Below are 15,768 nucleotides of genomic sequence, written 5' to 3'. Positions count from 1 at the left end.
CGACGTCTTGCAGAAACCGCCTCTGCGTTTACTTGCGCAGGGGATACAAAAATATCGCCCCGCTTTGCCCTGCCACCAGCTGTTCGGCACTGCCATTGACCGGCTGCATCCAAAAATCAACGTGCATCAGCATATCCACCAGGCCATCAATCATCAGCCCCTTCTGGGCGGTGCTGTAGTAGATCGGCGTATAGGAATAGAACCGCTTACCGTTTTGCTCGTTGATTTCAGTGAATTTGCCCTTCAGCACGAACCGGTTGTCATTCGGGCTGGTGATGGTCGTCAAAATGGCATGGTTGACGGTTTGCATATGCGAGTCGTAAATCTCTTTACGTTTCGACATGAGGTCGTAAAAGCCCAGCTGCAAAAAACCTTCGATATTGGCCTGCGGCGAAACGGGGGTGTGCCATACCCGCACGCCGGTAAAGACCGCGGCGGCAATCAGAACGTAGCTCAGCAGCCACTTCCAGTTAAGAACAGGTTTCCATCTCACTGATTTTCCTCCTCGTTTCGCGAAGTATGAGATTGTTCAGTTGCGTCGGGTCGATGCGCCAGTGGTAGATCGCCATCACCAGCTGTTTGCTGTCGCAGCGGCTTTTTAACGCGAAGGTGTAGTTCAGCGTCTGGTTGATGCTCTGGTAATAGACGGTCATCTGCACTGACTGCGGCTTGAGTTGCTGATTAATGGCGTAAAGCGAATCTTTAATCTTGCTGTAAAAATCCTCTTTATTCATCGCCAGGCGGTTGGCTTCGGAGATCTCGTAGATGCGGATATTGCTGTAAACGCCCGTCTCCTGTTCGGTTGCGATCAGGCGTGAACCCTGCGATGTGGCGTATTGCCAGCCCGCCGCCCCGCTGATAGCCACCACGATGAAAACCAGTAAAGCGATGAACAGGTGATGACGCCGTGGCCGCGGTGCGTCCTGAAAGGTCATCGCCTGGAGCTGAACGGCTTCCGGCTCCGGCTGAACGAGGAGATCCGGCGCGGGCGGCAGTATGTCTGGCTCCTCGGTCACAACCTCCTCAACCTGCGCGGCGGGCGGCTCGATGTCTTCACTGTCATGCTCAACGGCGCGGCACCAGGCCTGCTCCAGCAAATACCCTTTTTTGGGAATGGTTTTAATAATTTTTTGAGCTTTGCCATCATCTTCCAGCGCGGTGCGTAATGCGTGAATGGCGTTTGGAAGGCTATTATTCCCGATAACCCGCCGCTCCCAGACGAGGGTGGTAAGTTCTTCTCGGGTCAGTATTTTTCCGGCATTGTTTACAAGGACATCAAGTAGCTTTAATTGATACTCGCCCAGACGTTTTCTTTCACCTGTAACAAGGCTAATAATCGCGCCTGAGGGTAAATCGACTAACCAGTTGTTGATTGAATAATAGGTTTTATTCATGGCAAGTGATGGTGGATATCCACTCCTGAAGAATTTAATTTGCCAGGCATTGTGCACAAGTTAAGCACAATGCTTAATGTAAATTAATCATTAAGTCCGTTTAAAATTCGCTGGGAATTGCCGCTTGCCTGCGGAAATGGTGCAAAGAAAAGACACAGCCTGGTGTGAAAAGCTACAATTCCCGGTTTGCAGGGGGAAAATTAACCTGGCGATTTAGGCCTTTTCGTAGGCGTGATTAGGAAGATTCGCTTCCGGGACACATTTTTACGCTATAAAAGTGTGATGTGCAACAAATTATTAAACGAATAATTTGATGGCGTATTAATACCTTTCATTAAAAGTTAAAAAATATCAAGTTTTGATATTGTTGTTAACAGTTTTTGCCGCGTTGTAATTAAATTGATCTGTGCAGATATTTTGCGAATGAGATTCTTTCCTTTTTGTAAATAAAAAACGTAAGCAATTGTAATATTAATTTAAGTTTCGGACTCTCTGTGCCGCTTTTATTTCTTTTTTAATTGTTTTTTAAGTTCTTTCTTATTCGCTTCCCGGCGAAGCGCGCGTATCGGGTGCGATAAACAGATAAATAATTTTTTTTCATTTTCGATTTAATTCGCCATCACGCTGTGTCGTTTTACCTGAGTACCAGAGAGAAGAACCTGACAGACAGGTTCAAAAGGAGAATTCAAACATGGCACTTTCTATTTTTACTAACGCCTCTTCCATGGCTTCTGTTAACGCGCTGAATAAATCCAACAGCATGCTGTCTACTGCAATGGAGCGTCTGGGTACCGGTAAACGCATCAACTCCGCAGCGGATGACGCAGCAGGCCTGCAGATCGCTACCCGTCTTCAGGGTCAGTCCAACGGTATGGCCGTTGCACAGCGCAACATCTCTGATGCAACCGCGCTGATGCAGACCGCTGAAGGCGCGTTTGATGAAGTAAGCAACATTATGTACCGCATGAAAGACCTGGCAACCCAGGCAGCGAACGACACGAACCAGGAAAAAGACCGTGATGCGATCAACCAGGAACTGAACGAACTGAATTCAGAACTGAACAACATCATGAAAAACACCTCTTACGGCGGCGAAAAACTTTTCGCTTCCGGCGGTAAATTCACCAAAGAGATGAACTTCCAGATCGGTTCAACCGCAGATGAGAAGATGACCGTCGATCTGTCCAAAGAATTCAAAGTTTCCGCATCTGGCGCATCCGGTGCTGCCACTTCCATGATCGACGCAGATGGTAACTTCACCGGTATTAGCGCGTCCGGCTCTAAATACCTGTCTACCGTAAGCGGCGCGAGCGGCGCATCAGCAACAACTACCATCGACCTTAAAGATGCTGAAGCGGCACAGGCCTTTATGAAAGACCTGGAATCTACCCTGAACAGCGTCGGTAACGTACGTGCGAAGCTGGGTGCCAACATTAACCGTCTGGGCCATACCGCGGCGAACCTCGCGAATATGAAAGACAACACCGACCTGGCGATTGGTAACATTCAGAACGCTGATTTCGCGTCTGAAGCGTCGAGCATGACGCAGAACCAGATGCTGGTACAAACCAGTATGTCCATGCTGAAGCAGTCCAACAGCATGTCCGGTATGGTCATGTCCCTGCTGGGCTAATCACGGTCTCGCTTGAAAAACACCGCTTTAGGGCGGTGTTTTTGTTTGCAATTTTCCCTTTCCTGCCTTCCCCGTTGAGGGAAGACATGCTTCCTCTTTATTTAAAATCTATTTTATATCAATGGATTAAAAATTGGCACGGTGTTTGCTTAACGATGTTGTATTGAGCAACAGGTGCGTCTGGAGAACAGAATAATGGCAGATTTCAGCAGTATCGACCCCCAAACGCTGGCGCAGCAGATGGCGATGATGTCAATCACAGCGCTGCAGAACCAGCTCGGCACCAAAACGTCTACGCTCAATAGCCAGCAAAAAGCGCTGGACTCTCTGCGTACTGCGTTAACTGATTTCCGTAGTGCAATGAGCGGGCTAAACGGAACCGGTAGCGGCATGTTAAAAAATGCTGCCACTACCAGTCGTGACGGGGTCGCGACCGTGACCGCAGGCACGACTGCTTCGAAAGGGACCTACAATATTCAGGTTAACGCGCTTGCCTCAGCGCACCAGGTTGGTTTCGATGGCATGTCGGATGAGTACATTAAAAACGCTTCCGGCACGCTGGATATTACCGTGGGCGAAGAAACGCTCACCGTTGACCTGACGGACATGTCTAGCCTGAGCGATCTGACCAAGGCAATCAACGGCAATGAAGATAACCCTGGTGTCACCGCGTCGCTGATGCGCACGGATGGCAAAGTGACCCTCATGCTGAGCAGCGACGAGAGCGGTGTGGCCAATGAAATCACCGTTGGCGGCAGCGCAGGTTTCGGGCAGGGGACCTTAACGCCAAAAGAAATTTCTCCTGCGCGTGATGCTGAACTTAAGATGGGCGATATGACTTTCACCAGCAGCTCGAACAAGCTCGATAAGCTGATTGAAGGCGTCACGATTGATTTAACCGCCACCACCGACGGCAAGCCGCTCACCATCACCGTTGGCACCGATACTGCAGGTACGACGGAGCAGCTGCAAGGCTTTATCGATTCCTATAACACTCTGAAAGATACCCTTAAAAAGCTGACCCAGAGCGGAAACGATAAGGAAGAGCGCGGCGCGTTTGCCGGTGATGCCACCATTTCTTCGCTCGATCGCGAGTTGAACGACACCCTGCGTAAAGTGTTTGGCGATGCGCGTATGTCCGATTTCGGCATCACCGCTGATAAAGACGGCAAGCTTGAGCTTGATAGCAAAAAGCTTGATGAGGCGCTGAAGGCCGATCCCCACAAGATTAACGATCTCTTTAACGGCAAAGAGGGGCTGCTGTCCGGCATGGATAAATCCCTCGACCGCTACCTGAACTCCACCAACGGCTTGCTGAAGGGCCGTCAGGAAGTGCTTGACCGACAGCAGGGCGATATCGACACCAAAACCGAAGCCATGAACGCGCGCTATGAATCGTCTTACAACCGCTACCTGAAGCAATTCACCCAGTTGCAGAAAGCGATGACGTCGATGAACAGCACCATGAGCATGTTTGGCTTAGCGTAAGGAAAGAAAAGTTATGTATGGGAACGAACAGCAGGGTTACGGCAGTTATCAGCAGTCTGATTTAGCTATTCAGGCTGCCGCCGCGAACCCTCATCAGCTGGTATTGATGCTTTTTAACGGCCTGATGGACGAGCTGGTTCGCGCCAAAAGTCATATTGCGGCCCGCCGCTATGAGCAAAAGGCGCAAAGTATCAACAAGTGCATCGATATTCTCAATGCCCTCACCAGCTCGCTGGATTTTGAAAAGGGCGGCGAGCTGGCGTTAAGCCTGGCCAACCTTTACGACTACTGCGTGTATCGGCTTTACGATGCCAGCCACAAGCTCTCCGTCGCAAGCATCGAAGAAGTGGAGGTGATCCTCGCTAACCTGCAGGACGGCTGGGAAAGAATGGGGACGCAGCAGAATGGATGATGTACAGGTCATGCGTTATCTGGCGCGTTCCCTGACTCATGCGGCCAGTCAGCACGACTGGCCGGCAATGCAGGACGTTGACGCCCAGATCGCTGCGCTGCTGGCCTCGCTGAAAGGCCAGACCCTGAGCGCGGAAAAACGCGAGGCGCTGGCTGACCTTCAGCAAACGCACGCCAACGTCAGCCGATTCTGCCAGGCGCAAAGCGACGACCTGGAGCAGAAGATGGCGAGCGCGCGTCGTAATCGGGAAGGGGCGACCGCCTACGCGCTGTTTGCCGATGCTGAGGATAGGGGCCAATGAACCTGATGCTTTCACAGATGACGCAGCTTCCCGTTGCTGCCGATCCGACCGACGTCGCGCCGGTGCAGCCCGCCGACGCCGGGGCTGCCGCTGTGCCCGAAAATCAGGATGCGGCCAGCCAGGCCACACCTGCCTTTAACGACGCGCTGCTGAATATCGTTAATTCGCTGCTGGGCGGCGAGCAGCCGCGCGACAACGCCATGGTTCTGGCCGACGTGAAAGCGAAAGACGACAGCGATGACGACCAGGACACGCAGACCCCTGATGCACAAACGCTGGCGCAAAACCTGATCGGTTCGCCGCAGCAACTGCTGGATGCGCTGCTGATGGCCAGCCGGATGCCGACGAAAACGCTTAACGCGACGTCGGAGAGCGTACCGCTACCCGGCGACAGGCTGAAGATGCAGAGTTTCGCCGTGGGCAATCCGCCCATTGCCACACCGCTGAAAGCCGTGCCGCAGCCGATGACCTTATCCCTCACGCCCGAGCCTGCAACGGATGCGGCGATCAAACCGGCGATGACGGAATTCACCAAAACGCTGGCAACGGTGCTGCCCGTGGCCGGGCAACCGACTGCCGTGCAGACCCCGTCCACCGTGACGGACAAACAGCCGGTTAACCTGCCGCCGATCAAGATGGACGCCGACGAAGCAAAGTGGGCGCAGCAGCTGCACAGCGCGCTTAACGATCGTCTGCAGATCCAGGTCCGAAACCAGGTTCAGCACGCCACGATCCGTCTGGATCCGCCGGAGATGGGCAAAGTGGATATCTCCCTGCAGATCGAAAACGGGCGCATGCAGGTGCATATCAGCGCCAGCAACGGCGAGACCTACCGCTCGCTCCAGCAGATCAGCAATGAACTGCGCCAGAGCCTGACCGAGCAAAACTTTGTTCAGGTCAACGTGCAGGTCTCTTCCCAGTCGGGACAGCATCAGCAGCGACAGCAGCAGTCGGGCAGCGCTCAGGAAGCAAACCCGATGGCGGGCGCGGTGATAGACGCAGACGACGGCTTTACGACGGCTGACCACGACGATTCAGTACTACTTACGGTTTAAGCATACCCATTATGACATTGAAGACTTTTTCTTTAGGGCTGGTTATTGCCCTTATCGCAGCAACGTTCGCCGCTGTACTCACCGTTGTGGGTACACACCTTCTGAGCCAGGACGAGCATAAACGCTCGGCCATCACCAGCCTCTTTACCTCTTCCGATGACGAGAGCGTGGTGGAGTTTGTAGAAATTAAAAACGTGGTCGTCACCTTAAAAAGCCGCGGCGATTCCGAGCGCTACCTGCTGCTTGAGCTGGCGCTGACCACGGGAAGCGCGGCCGATACGCACCGTGCCGAAGAGCTTTCACCCGCCATTCGCGGGGCGACCGTCAACCTGCTGTCGGCAATGGATTACGACGCCGTGCGCGCGATGAGTGTGGAAGTGCTGCGCGACAAGCTGATGAACGCCTATTCGGAACGCTTCAAGAGCCTGAATACGCGGATGCCGTTTAAGGACGTAATCATCAGCAAAATGGTTTTCCAGTAAGTAACGGCCGTTGATGGAAATGAATGATTTTATTGCGGATGACTCGCTGACCCCGGCGGATGAAGCGAAATACGTGAGCGCCTGGTTGCCCCTGGTACATCGCGTGGTGAAACAGCTCGCCTGGCAGACCAGCAGCGTCATGGACAGAGAGGATATGGAACAGATCGCCCTGATGGGGCTGCTGACCGCTCTGCGCCGCTATGGTCACCCGGACGAGCAGTTTGGAGCCTACGCCGCCCAGCGTATTCGCGGAGCGGTGCTGGATGAGCTGCGCGAGCTGGACTGGCGTCCACGTCGGCTGCGACAGAAGAGCCATAAGCTAAACGACGCGATCCGCGAAGTGACCCGCAAGCTGGGCCGAACGCCGAGCTTTGAGGATCTGAGCACGCATCTTTCCATCACCGCCGAGGAGTACCACGAATACTTGCTGCTGGACTGTGCCAAGACGCTGGAAAGTCTCGATGAATTACTGGGCGGGGATGCCCTGAACGGTACGCTAAATACCCGTTCGCTGGAGGACGAAATGGTCACCAGCGGGACGTTAAGGGCTGCGCTGGCAAGCCTTGATGAGCGCGAGCAGTTAATTCTCTCGCTCTATTACCAGCATGAGATGAGTTTGAAGGAGATCGCGTTAGTGCTCGACTTAACCGAGGCGCGCGTTTGTCAGCTCAATAAAAAGATCGCTCAAAAGATCCAGTGTTTTTTCCAGAAGTGAAAGGTATATGCAAAAGTTTCTCGGTATTTTCATCATTTTCGCCTGCGTCGTCGGCGGTTTTCTTATGTCCGGTGGGCGGCTGGCCTCGTTCTGGCAGCCCGGTGAGATCATCATCATTCTCGGTGCCGGTCTGGGCGCCATGGTGCTGGCTAATCCCAAGCCGGTGCTGGCGGAAATGTATCGCCAGTTTCGCGGCATTATGCGTAAAAACGAATACACCGATGAGTATCAGCGTCAGCTTCTGATGCTGCTGTTTGAACTGCTGGAGCTGGTGCAGGACGGCGGTCTGAAGGTGCTGGATGAACACATCGAAGTGCCAGAAAGCAGCCCGCTTTTCCAGAAGTACCCGCTGATTTTGCAAAACAAAGCCATCATCACCTTTATTGCGGATAACTTCCGTCTGATGGCGATGGGCAAAATCAACGAACACGAGCTGGAAGGGATCCTGGAGCAGGAGCTGGTGGCGATGGAAGAGAACCTGCTGCAGCCGTCCCGCTCGCTGCAGCGTACCGCGGAAGCGATGCCGGGCTTCGGGATCTGCGCGGCAGTACTGGGGATCATCATCACCATGCAGTCGATCGATGGTTCGATTGCGGTGATCGGCGTCAAAGTGGCGGCGGCGCTGGTCGGCACCTTCCTCGGCGTGTTCTTCTGCTACTGCCTGATGGATCCCGTGGCGAACGCCATGGAGCAGCGGACCAAGAAGCAGATGGCGGTTATCGAGTGCGTGCGTACCGTGCTGGTCAACCACGTGGCCGGTAAACCCACGCTGCTGGCGGTGGATGCGGGGCGCAAAATGCTGCCGCTGGATTCAAAACCGACCTTCGCGACGCTGGACAGCTGGGTGAACCAAATGACGGGTGAATCCTGATGCGTGGCACTCGCGGTAAAGAACATACCACGATCATCAAACGCTCCTCGCGCAAAAGCCATGATACTTTTCATGGCGGCGCGTGGAAGGTGGCCTTTGCCGACTTCACCCTCGCCATGATGGCGCTGTTTATGGTGCTGTGGATCATGGGGTCGGTAACGGAGGAGGAGCGTAAAGAGATCGTTTCTCAGCTTAACGGCGAATCCATTTTTGACGGACAGACGCTGTCGCCCATCACCCAGCCTAACGGCGTGGGCGGCAAAATCGCGGTGACCGAAAAACGCGATCGCGGCGATCATAAGCACCCGCAGAAAGAGACGCCGACGCCAGCGGCGATGGCCAAAAGCGCCAGCCTCGACGACGTGAAGTCGCGTTCGCAGAACGAGATTGAAGATCTCGCCCGCATTATCATGAAAATCACGTCAGCCTATGATGCACAGTCAAACCTCAAAATTGAGATTGTGCCGCAAGGGTTGCGCATTCTGATCACCGACGATCAAAAACGCGAAATGTTCCAGCGCAGCAGCGCGATCTTAACGCCGTTCTTCAAACGCCTGTTAACCGAGTTTGCCCCGGCGCTGAACAAGATCGACAACAAGATCATCATTACCGGGCATACGGATGCCACGCGTTTTCGCGACCAGGATCTTTATAACAACTACAACCTGTCCGGCGAACGCGCAATGCAGGCGCGCAAAGTGCTGACCCATGCCGGGCTGGATCAGGACAAGGTGCTGCAGGTGAGCGGTATGGCGGATCAGATGCTTCTCGATCCGGCGAATCCGCTCAGCTCATCGAACAGGCGTATTGAGATCATGGTCCTGACCCACTCGGCCAGCGACTCGCTGTACCAGTTCTTTGGCCAACACGGTGAAAAGGTCATCAAGCCGATCGTCGATAAACTCACGCAGCAGAACTAACGATTTTACGATGTTTACTCTGAACCCCCTGCAAAAAGCGGCCGGACTGGCCCTCGCCGCCGCGCTGATGATGGCGTGCAGCCCTTCCGTTCAGGCTGCGCCACGCAGTGAAAAAATGGCGGCCACCGAGAAGGAAAAGGCGGCCAAGGCCAGGATGCGCAACCGGGAAGCGCTGCTGAAAAAGAGCCGCGTGCGCCTGGCGGTGGTGCCTGTCACGCCGGAACAGAAGCGACGTGAAAGCGAAAAGCGTCGTCTTGAGCGCGCAGAAAACCGCGAGCTGCTGGCGATGCACAAGCGCTGGCAGCCCGGAAAGCTGTCCACTGACATGATCTGGGAACCGCTGCCGGGCGAGAAGATCAGCCCGCGCCTGCAGGCCTCGCTTAAACAGGTGATTCACCTGTTGCAGCAGCAGCTTGGCAAACCCTACGTCTGGGGCGGCGAGACGCCGGAGCAGGGGTTCGACTGTAGCGGCCTGGTGTTCTACGCCTTTAACCCGGTATTGAGCCGCACCCTGCCGCGCACGGCCAACGGGATGTTCCAGGACCGCACGCTGCGCCCGATCAAACAAGAGAAACTGCGTCGCGGCGACCTGGTCTTTTTCAACATTAGCCAGCGCCCGGGGGCCGACCACGTCGGCGTTTACCTGGGCGACGGACAATTTATCGAAGCGCCGCGCACCGGTCTGAATATCCGCGTGAGCCAGCTTTCCGACAGCTTCTGGCAGGACCACTACCTCGGTGCCCGCCGGATATTAACTGAAGAGGCCGTCCTGTAACGGCCTGACGCTGAATACCCCCTCAAGGTATGCGCCGCCAGGGATGGCCCTCCTGTATAAAGATTGACTGAGAGACTTGTATGAACCAGACGCGTAAAAAATTTGCCATTGATGATGGCTCCACCAACGTCAAAATCAGCTGGATTGAGAATGGCACGCTGAAAACCGTGGTCTCGCCCAACTCTTTCCGTAAAGACTGGAAGAGCGCGGCGCTGCTGCGCGGCCAGGCGGTGCATAACTACACCATCGGCACCACCAAATACACCTACGACGCCACCTCGGACAAGGCGCTGTCGACCACCCATATCGACTATCAGTACGACGATCTGAACCTGCTGGCGGTACACCACGCGCTGCTGCAAACCGGCGTGACCCCGTGTGACGTTGAAGTGATTGTGACGCTGCCGATCACCCAGTTCTATAACCCGGACGACTGCCAGCGCAATGAAGATCGCATTGAGGCGAAGCGTCAGAACCTGATGCGCGATATTACGCTCAACAAGGGCGAGTTGTTCCGTATCGTCGATGTTCAGGTGATGCCGGAAAGCCTGCCAGCCGCGCTGTCGCATCTGCTGAATTCCAGCGTTAACGAATTCACAAAATCGCTGGTGGTGGACTGCGGTGGCACCACCCTGGATATGGGCATCGTCGTGGGGGAATTTGACGATGTTTCCGCCATTTACGGTAACAATGAAATTGGCGTGGCGATGGTCACGGACGCGACGCGTAAGCTGCTCGCCGCCGCCGACAGCGACTCAAGCTACCTGGTGGCGAATGAGCTGATCAAGCGCCGTCACGACCTCGACTTCGTGAAAAGCGTCATTAACGACGAATCGCGTATCGACGAGATCCTCGAAAAAATCGACATCAAGATTCAGGAACTGGGCGATCAGGTGGCGTATGAGGCGAAGAAATTTGCCAAAAACCCGAACCGCGTTTACCTGGTGGGTGGCGGTGCGCATCTGATTGAAGGCGCGATTCGGGAAGCGTACGCCACCCTTGGCGACCGCGTGGTCACTATCGACAACCCGCAAAGCGCGCTGTCGCGCGAAATTTGCCTCTATCACTCGGACGCGGGCGCGCAGACCATCGATGAACCGTTAATGGCCGAGGTGGGCGAGGATGCATAAGGGGCAGATCCGCCGCGTTAACCTCTCCCTTCACCTGACGCCGGAACAGTCGCACGCGGATCGGCGTGCGATGCAGCAGCTGCAAAAATGGCATCAGTCGGTAAACCAGGCAGACAGCGTTGACGATGCCAACATGGCTATCCGTGGTTTTCATCGTGACGTCTACCTGGCCGGTTTGCAGCTGTTTCTGTTAGATCCGGCGCTCTGCCACCATGTGGCGGAGTCGCTGGGGCGCGAAAATCTCACGCTCAGTGCGCTGCTGGGCGAGCTTCAGCCCGCACCGGAAAAGCAGGAGGAGCCATCCGCACAGCTGATGGAACTGCAAAAAATTCGTGAGGAGGTCGCCGCGCTTAAGCCTCTGATGGAACAGCACAAACTCGCACTGCAGCAGCTACGCATGGCGGCAAAGACCGCCAGCGCGCCAGCGCCCGAACGCGATAACGTTGAAGTGAGCAAGGTTGACGCACCGGTAGAGAAAATGCAGAAGATCCGCCAGAAAGGGATCTTCTGAGGCGAGGTCCCTTTGTCTGAACATCGTCAGGGATGGGGGCAAAGGGAAACGCGGATCAGGTAATGACGACCGGCCAGTCGGGTGGGGTATGGCTCATGGCTTCTACCATCACCACTTTGACGTTTTCCCATATGGCGGCGATATCCAGCAGGGTGATGCCAAGCAGTCCCGTAGCGAACCAGCAGGCCGCGCCGACGCCCAGCAAGGTGCTGATCACCGCGAGACCGGCGTAGTCAGATTTACGAAACTGAATATTCAGCGTGCTGGCTAAAAACATCAATACCGCACTGCACAAGGGCCAGCGCAGGAGAACCATGCTGGTTGTAATGGTTGCCATAAAACCCATCCTCAAAACAGACGAACTACACTGAAACAGTGTCTTGCGTTACATAATATGTGTGAACTATATCACGTTTGTAGATTTATTCGCCAGCCTCAGGTGGGTAAAAAGCGGGTATTTATAACCAGTGAAAATATATCTTCGCAGGCGCAGCAGGCGTTTTCTCCTCCTCTTTATAATAAATTCATCAGGATAGGCAAAGCGCGGCAATAACCCGTAAGGTGTATAACGTTTACAGTATCAGACCTATGGATTATGCTTGAGTGGATAAATAAATGTACCAGCGGCAAATACGTCAGATTGATGATTTATTTGGCTTTTTTATTATTTCGTACCTTTTCATTTACACTCAGCCCTTATTTGACCATTCGGTTTATTCTTTTTCTTATCTGATTTGCTGTGGTTGCTATTTCATTAATGACCTGCGAAAAAAAGATGAAAGTAAAAAGAAACAAGATTGTTAATGACAGCATGCAGGCGCTGCACGCTCTGGCAAAACTGATCCCTCAACTTAACGCACAGTGTTCCCTGGCGGAGATGCTGAAAACCATCAACGGCGCGCTGGGCTCGACGCTTGCCTGGGTCAGCGTTGACGGGGAAGGGGTGCAGCGGGTGGTGAGCGCAGGTGAGGTCACCTGCCACCCCTTTGAAGTGGCGGATTTTCTTGCCAGCACATTGCTGCAACGCCATCATCGCGCCTGGCGCGTGATCTACTGGAAAGAAAACATTGGTCGGGCGCACTTTGCCCCGCAGCATCCGGGCTGTGCGCAATTGCAGAGCGGGGTGCTCTGCAAACTCTCAACCCGGCACGGGCAGTGCAGCGGGTATTTCTTTCTGGCGTTCGATGAAAAACTGTCTGCTTTGCCGATCCTGAAAAATATCGTTGCGCTGCTGGTCGAAAAATTAAAAGACTACTTTGAAGAGATGCTTGCCCGTGAAAAAACGGCGCAGGAAATGCAGCGGGTCGTCACGCAATATAAAACCCTGTTTGAACGTGCACCGGTGTTAATGAACGCGTTCGACAGGCATAACCGCTGCGTCTTGTGGAACGCCGAGTGTGAAAAGGTGTTCGGCTGGAGCAGGGCGGAGATTGCGGCCCATGCGGACCCGCTAACGTTGTTTTATCCCGATCCGGACGAGCGACGGCGGGTCAGAGAGTCGGTTCATCACTCGCCGCTAAAAGACATGTATGAATGGCATCCGGTACGCAAGGACGGCACGCCGCTCACCATCCTCTGGTCGAATATCCTGCTGCCGGACAACTCCATTCTCAATATTGGCCTCGACATCACCGAACGTAAAAAAGCCGAGCAACGGCTGGCCGTGAAGGCGACCACTGACGATCTCACCGGCTGCCTTAACCGTTCCGCCATTTTGCACCAGCTGAAAATGGCGCTGGCGGTGAACTCCCGTCACGATCCCCGCAGCCATTTCTGCGTGCTGATGTTCGACCTGGATTATTTCAAGCAGATTAACGATGGGTGGGGACATCAGGTGGGCGATGCGGCGCTGCGCCATTTCTGCGACTGCATTCGCGCGCTTAGCCCGGCGGGTTCACTGCTGGGGCGCGTGGGCGGTGAGGAATTTTTACTTCTGCTGGCAGGGGGCAATGGGGAGGCGGCCACGCGGTTGTCCGCCCGGTTACGGACGATGCTTAGCAGCAAACCTCTGCAGGTGGGGAATAAAAGCCTGGTGCTCTCCTTTAGCGCGGGCGTGGTCGAGGTGTGCCTGGGACAACGCGACTCGTCGGCGTTACTCACGCGAGCCGATAAAGCATTATATGATGCCAAACGTACGGGAAGAGGAAAAACCGTGGTGGCGTCAGATTATTTATAACGCAACGCATTAACGCCGTGTGCGCAAATAACGCGACATTTATGTTCAGGCTGTACTTTTTTCATGCTGACGTCAGTTGTTTTAATCAACGATCCCCGGCTGTGTTATCTTAAACGTCCTGCTTTTGGTGGATAATTATTTTCCTTAATTGAAACGGAACGAATTCCTTCAGTTTGGCTTACGGGAAAATATTATCGTCATAACGATTTTTAAGATTTTTAATACGAAAAGTCAGTTGCTAACTTCGCATGATTCATGCAACGTAATCACCTGTTTGTCAAAGCATCCGGCCTTCAGTACTACAGGCGTACAACATGCAGGGATATAGGGCGGGAAATGAATCGTAGCGCGCGGCGCAAGCTGCTCAGGGTGGTAGGGATCATCATGGTAGTTATGCTGCCGGTGATGCTTGCGCTATGGTTTGCCCAGCTCAGAGCCGTGTCGGAGACCACCAGCCAGCTGCGCACCTTTGCCGAACTGGCGCTGGATAAAACCGAGCTGGTGATTCAACAGGTGGATTTAGCCCGGGACGATGCCGAAAAATATCAGGGTGAGCGGTGTACCCCTGCGCATCGTCAATATATGTTGAATGTTGTTCGCGCCCGCCTGTTCGTCGCTGATTTAATTTATGCCGAGGGGCAAAATTTTCTCTGTTCGACCGTATTAACCCCAGACCAGCCTTACGCTATCCCCACCGCCAATTTCATCCGTAAACCCGACGTCGCTATCTATTATTATCGCGATACGCCCTTTTTTCCGGGCTATAAAATGACGTATATGCAGCGGGGAAATTATGTGGTGGTGGTCAATCCGCTTTTTTACAGCGAAGTGATGTCATCCGACCATTCATTGTTGTGGGGGATGTATGACACGGTCACCAATGCATTATTTTCCGTCAGCGCAAAAGCGGATATTTCATTATTAAATTCGGTGATTGGCGATAAGGAATCGGCATTTCAAAAAGATGACCGCTTCTATACGATCGTCAAATCTGAAAAACGACCTATAGCGGCGATTGTGTCCACATCCACTGCCCGCTTTTATGAAACGCTTTATCACCAGGCAACCCTGACGCTGCCGCTGGGCATGATCTGCAGCCTGATTATTCTGCTGGTCTGGTCGCGTACCCACCGTGAATTCAACTCTCCGGGGCGATTGCTCCATCGGGCGCTGAATAAACGCCAGCTTTGCGTGCACTACCAGCCGATTATCGATATTAAAAATAATCAGTGCGTCGGTGCAGAGGCGCTGCTGCGCTGGCCGGGATTTAACGGGCAGGTGATGAGCCCGGCAGAGTTCATCCCGCTGGCTGAAAAAGAGGGGATGATCGAACGCATCACGGACTACGTCGTGGAAGAGGTCTTTAGCGATCTCGGACACTACCTGGCAAACCATCCGCAGCTGTATATCTCGATTAACCTTTCGGCATCGGACTTCCACTCCTCGCGGCTGATCGCCATGATCTCTGACAAGGCCAGATACTTCGCCGTGCGCGCGCAGCAGATCAAAATCGAGGTGACGGAGCGCGGGTTTATCGATGTGCCGAAAACCACGCCGGTGATCCAGGCCTTCCGCCAGGCGGGCTATGAGGTGGCAATCGATGATTTCGGCACCGGCTATTCCAACCTGCACAACCTCTATTCCCTGAACGTCGATATTCTGAAAATTGATAAATCCTTTATCGATACCTTAGCCACCAACAGCACCAGCCACCTGATTGCCGAGCACATCATCGAAATGGCGCAGAGCCTGCGTCTGAAAACCATTGCGGAAGGGGTGGAGACGGCAGAGCAGGTGAGCTGGCTGTTAAAGCGCGGCGTGCAGTATTGTCAGGGATGGCACTTCGCGAAAGCGATGCCGCCGCAGGAGTTTATCTCCTGGCAGCAGCAACCTCTGGGCTAACAC

General features: G+C 54.0%; 17 protein-coding genes. 14 read left to right on the top strand and 3 right to left on the bottom strand.

Going from position 1 to position 15,768, the window contains the following annotated elements:
• Positions 1-28 precede the first annotated feature (28 nt).
• Both I6L58_RS10940 and I6L58_RS10935 read right to left on the bottom strand, forming a co-directional pair.
• Complete coding sequence (locus tag I6L58_RS10940) at positions 29-493, bottom strand: hypothetical protein (protein WP_088209322.1); 465 nt, start codon at positions 491-493, stop codon at positions 29-31.
• Positions 471-1,394 carry a winged helix-turn-helix domain-containing protein gene (locus I6L58_RS10935; protein WP_088209323.1) on the bottom strand — a complete coding sequence of 308 codons (924 nt, stop codon included), beginning with the start codon at positions 1,392-1,394 and terminating at the stop codon, positions 471-473. Before I6L58_RS10935 ends, I6L58_RS10940 begins: the two co-directional genes overlap by 23 nt.
• Positions 1,395-2,085: 691 nt before the next feature.
• Between I6L58_RS10935 and I6L58_RS10930 the strand changes: the two genes are divergently transcribed.
• From I6L58_RS10930 to I6L58_RS10875, 12 genes are all read left to right on the top strand, one after another.
• Entirely contained in the window at positions 2,086-3,027 is a 942-nt protein-coding gene (locus I6L58_RS10930) for a flagellin N-terminal helical domain-containing protein (protein WP_088209324.1), read from the top strand.
• Positions 3,028-3,222: 195 nt separating this feature from the next.
• On the top strand, positions 3,223-4,515 hold the full coding sequence (gene fliD / locus I6L58_RS10925; protein ID WP_088209325.1) for a flagellar filament capping protein FliD: 1,293 nt from the start codon (positions 3,223-3,225) through the stop codon (positions 4,513-4,515).
• 13 nt (positions 4,516-4,528) lie between these two features.
• A complete protein-coding gene (gene fliS / locus I6L58_RS10920; protein WP_088209326.1) occupies positions 4,529-4,927 on the top strand; it encodes a flagellar export chaperone FliS in 399 nt (132 codons plus the stop codon).
• Positions 4,920-5,228, top strand: coding sequence for a flagellar protein FliT (gene fliT / locus I6L58_RS10915; RefSeq protein ID WP_006177410.1), 309 nt, complete (start codon positions 4,920-4,922; stop codon positions 5,226-5,228). Before fliS ends, fliT begins: the two co-directional genes overlap by 8 nt.
• Complete coding sequence (locus I6L58_RS10910; protein WP_176399449.1) at positions 5,225-6,283, top strand: flagellar hook-length control protein FliK; 1,059 nt, start codon at positions 5,225-5,227, stop codon at positions 6,281-6,283. The genes fliT and I6L58_RS10910 overlap by 4 nt, the downstream gene beginning before the upstream one ends.
• 11 nt (positions 6,284-6,294) lie before the next feature.
• Entirely contained in the window at positions 6,295-6,765 is a 471-nt protein-coding gene (locus tag I6L58_RS10905; protein ID WP_058610871.1) for a flagellar basal body-associated FliL family protein, read from the top strand.
• Positions 6,766-6,778: 13 nt separating this feature from the next.
• A complete protein-coding gene (locus I6L58_RS10900; RefSeq protein WP_058610872.1) occupies positions 6,779-7,480 on the top strand; it encodes a FliA/WhiG family RNA polymerase sigma factor in 702 nt (233 codons plus the stop codon).
• A 7-nt stretch (positions 7,481-7,487) separates the two neighbouring features.
• Positions 7,488-8,351, top strand: a complete 864-nt coding sequence (gene motA, locus I6L58_RS10895) for a flagellar motor stator protein MotA (RefSeq protein ID WP_006177405.1) — start codon at positions 7,488-7,490, stop codon at positions 8,349-8,351.
• On the top strand, positions 8,351-9,271 hold the full coding sequence (gene lafU / locus I6L58_RS10890; protein WP_006177404.1) for a putative lateral flagellar export/assembly protein LafU: 921 nt from the start codon (positions 8,351-8,353) through the stop codon (positions 9,269-9,271). Before motA ends, lafU begins: the two co-directional genes overlap by 1 nt.
• Before the next feature lie 10 nt (positions 9,272-9,281).
• Positions 9,282-10,046, top strand: a complete 765-nt coding sequence (locus tag I6L58_RS10885; RefSeq protein ID WP_058610874.1) for a C40 family peptidase — start codon at positions 9,282-9,284, stop codon at positions 10,044-10,046.
• Positions 10,047-10,126: 80 nt separating this feature from the next.
• Positions 10,127-11,176 (top strand): plasmid segregation protein ParM domain-containing protein, encoded by a 1,050-nt coding sequence (gene parM / locus I6L58_RS10880; RefSeq protein ID WP_006177402.1) that lies wholly within the window; start codon positions 10,127-10,129, stop codon positions 11,174-11,176.
• Complete coding sequence (locus tag I6L58_RS10875) at positions 11,169-11,687, top strand: hypothetical protein (protein ID WP_058610876.1); 519 nt, start codon at positions 11,169-11,171, stop codon at positions 11,685-11,687. The genes parM and I6L58_RS10875 overlap by 8 nt, the downstream gene beginning before the upstream one ends.
• A gap of 55 nt (positions 11,688-11,742) precedes the next feature.
• Here I6L58_RS10875 and I6L58_RS10870 read toward each other — a convergent pair whose 3' ends face one another.
• Positions 11,743-12,024, bottom strand: a complete 282-nt coding sequence (locus I6L58_RS10870; RefSeq protein WP_042321134.1) for a YjcB family protein — start codon at positions 12,022-12,024, stop codon at positions 11,743-11,745.
• Between the two features lie 438 nt (positions 12,025-12,462).
• Here I6L58_RS10870 and I6L58_RS10865 point away from each other — a divergent pair, with 438 nt between their 5' ends.
• Together I6L58_RS10865 and I6L58_RS10860 are read left to right on the top strand one after the other, a co-directional pair.
• The gene (locus I6L58_RS10865) at positions 12,463-13,863 is read left to right on the top strand and encodes a GGDEF domain-containing protein (protein WP_088209348.1); all 1,401 of its coding nucleotides are present in this window, start codon (positions 12,463-12,465) and stop codon (positions 13,861-13,863) included.
• Positions 13,864-14,199: 336 nt separating this feature from the next.
• Positions 14,200-15,765, top strand: a complete 1,566-nt coding sequence (locus tag I6L58_RS10860) for an EAL domain-containing protein (RefSeq protein WP_088209327.1) — start codon at positions 14,200-14,202, stop codon at positions 15,763-15,765.
• Positions 15,766-15,768 lie beyond the last annotated feature (3 nt).

The organism is Enterobacter cancerogenus, from assembly GCF_019047785.1.
Classification (GTDB): Bacteria; Pseudomonadota; Gammaproteobacteria; order Enterobacterales; family Enterobacteriaceae; genus Enterobacter; species Enterobacter cancerogenus.
The sequence above is the reverse complement of the archived record's forward strand: the minus strand, read 5'-3'. Positions and strand labels throughout refer to the sequence as shown.

Coding starts and splice junctions, on each gene's coding strand:
- I6L58_RS10935 (WP_088209323.1), bottom strand. CDS start 1,394: ATGAATAAAACCTATTATTCAATCAACAACTGGTTAGTCGATTTACCC.
- I6L58_RS10930 (WP_088209324.1), top strand. CDS start 2,086: ATGGCACTTTCTATTTTTACTAACGCCTCTTCCATGGCTTCTGTTAAC.
- fliD (WP_088209325.1), top strand. CDS start 3,223: ATGGCAGATTTCAGCAGTATCGACCCCCAAACGCTGGCGCAGCAGATG.
- fliS (WP_088209326.1), top strand. CDS start 4,529: ATGTATGGGAACGAACAGCAGGGTTACGGCAGTTATCAGCAGTCTGAT.
- fliT (WP_006177410.1), top strand. CDS start 4,920: ATGGATGATGTACAGGTCATGCGTTATCTGGCGCGTTCCCTGACTCAT.
- I6L58_RS10910 (WP_176399449.1), top strand. CDS start 5,225: ATGAACCTGATGCTTTCACAGATGACGCAGCTTCCCGTTGCTGCCGAT.
- I6L58_RS10905 (WP_058610871.1), top strand. CDS start 6,295: ATGACATTGAAGACTTTTTCTTTAGGGCTGGTTATTGCCCTTATCGCA.
- I6L58_RS10900 (WP_058610872.1), top strand. CDS start 6,779: ATGGAAATGAATGATTTTATTGCGGATGACTCGCTGACCCCGGCGGAT.
- motA (WP_006177405.1), top strand. CDS start 7,488: ATGCAAAAGTTTCTCGGTATTTTCATCATTTTCGCCTGCGTCGTCGGC.
- lafU (WP_006177404.1), top strand. CDS start 8,351: ATGCGTGGCACTCGCGGTAAAGAACATACCACGATCATCAAACGCTCC.
- I6L58_RS10885 (WP_058610874.1), top strand. CDS start 9,282: ATGTTTACTCTGAACCCCCTGCAAAAAGCGGCCGGACTGGCCCTCGCC.
- parM (WP_006177402.1), top strand. CDS start 10,127: ATGAACCAGACGCGTAAAAAATTTGCCATTGATGATGGCTCCACCAAC.
- I6L58_RS10875 (WP_058610876.1), top strand. CDS start 11,169: ATGCATAAGGGGCAGATCCGCCGCGTTAACCTCTCCCTTCACCTGACG.
- I6L58_RS10870 (WP_042321134.1), bottom strand. CDS start 12,024: ATGGCAACCATTACAACCAGCATGGTTCTCCTGCGCTGGCCCTTGTGC.
- I6L58_RS10865 (WP_088209348.1), top strand. CDS start 12,463: ATGAAAGTAAAAAGAAACAAGATTGTTAATGACAGCATGCAGGCGCTG.
- I6L58_RS10860 (WP_088209327.1), top strand. CDS start 14,200: ATGAATCGTAGCGCGCGGCGCAAGCTGCTCAGGGTGGTAGGGATCATC.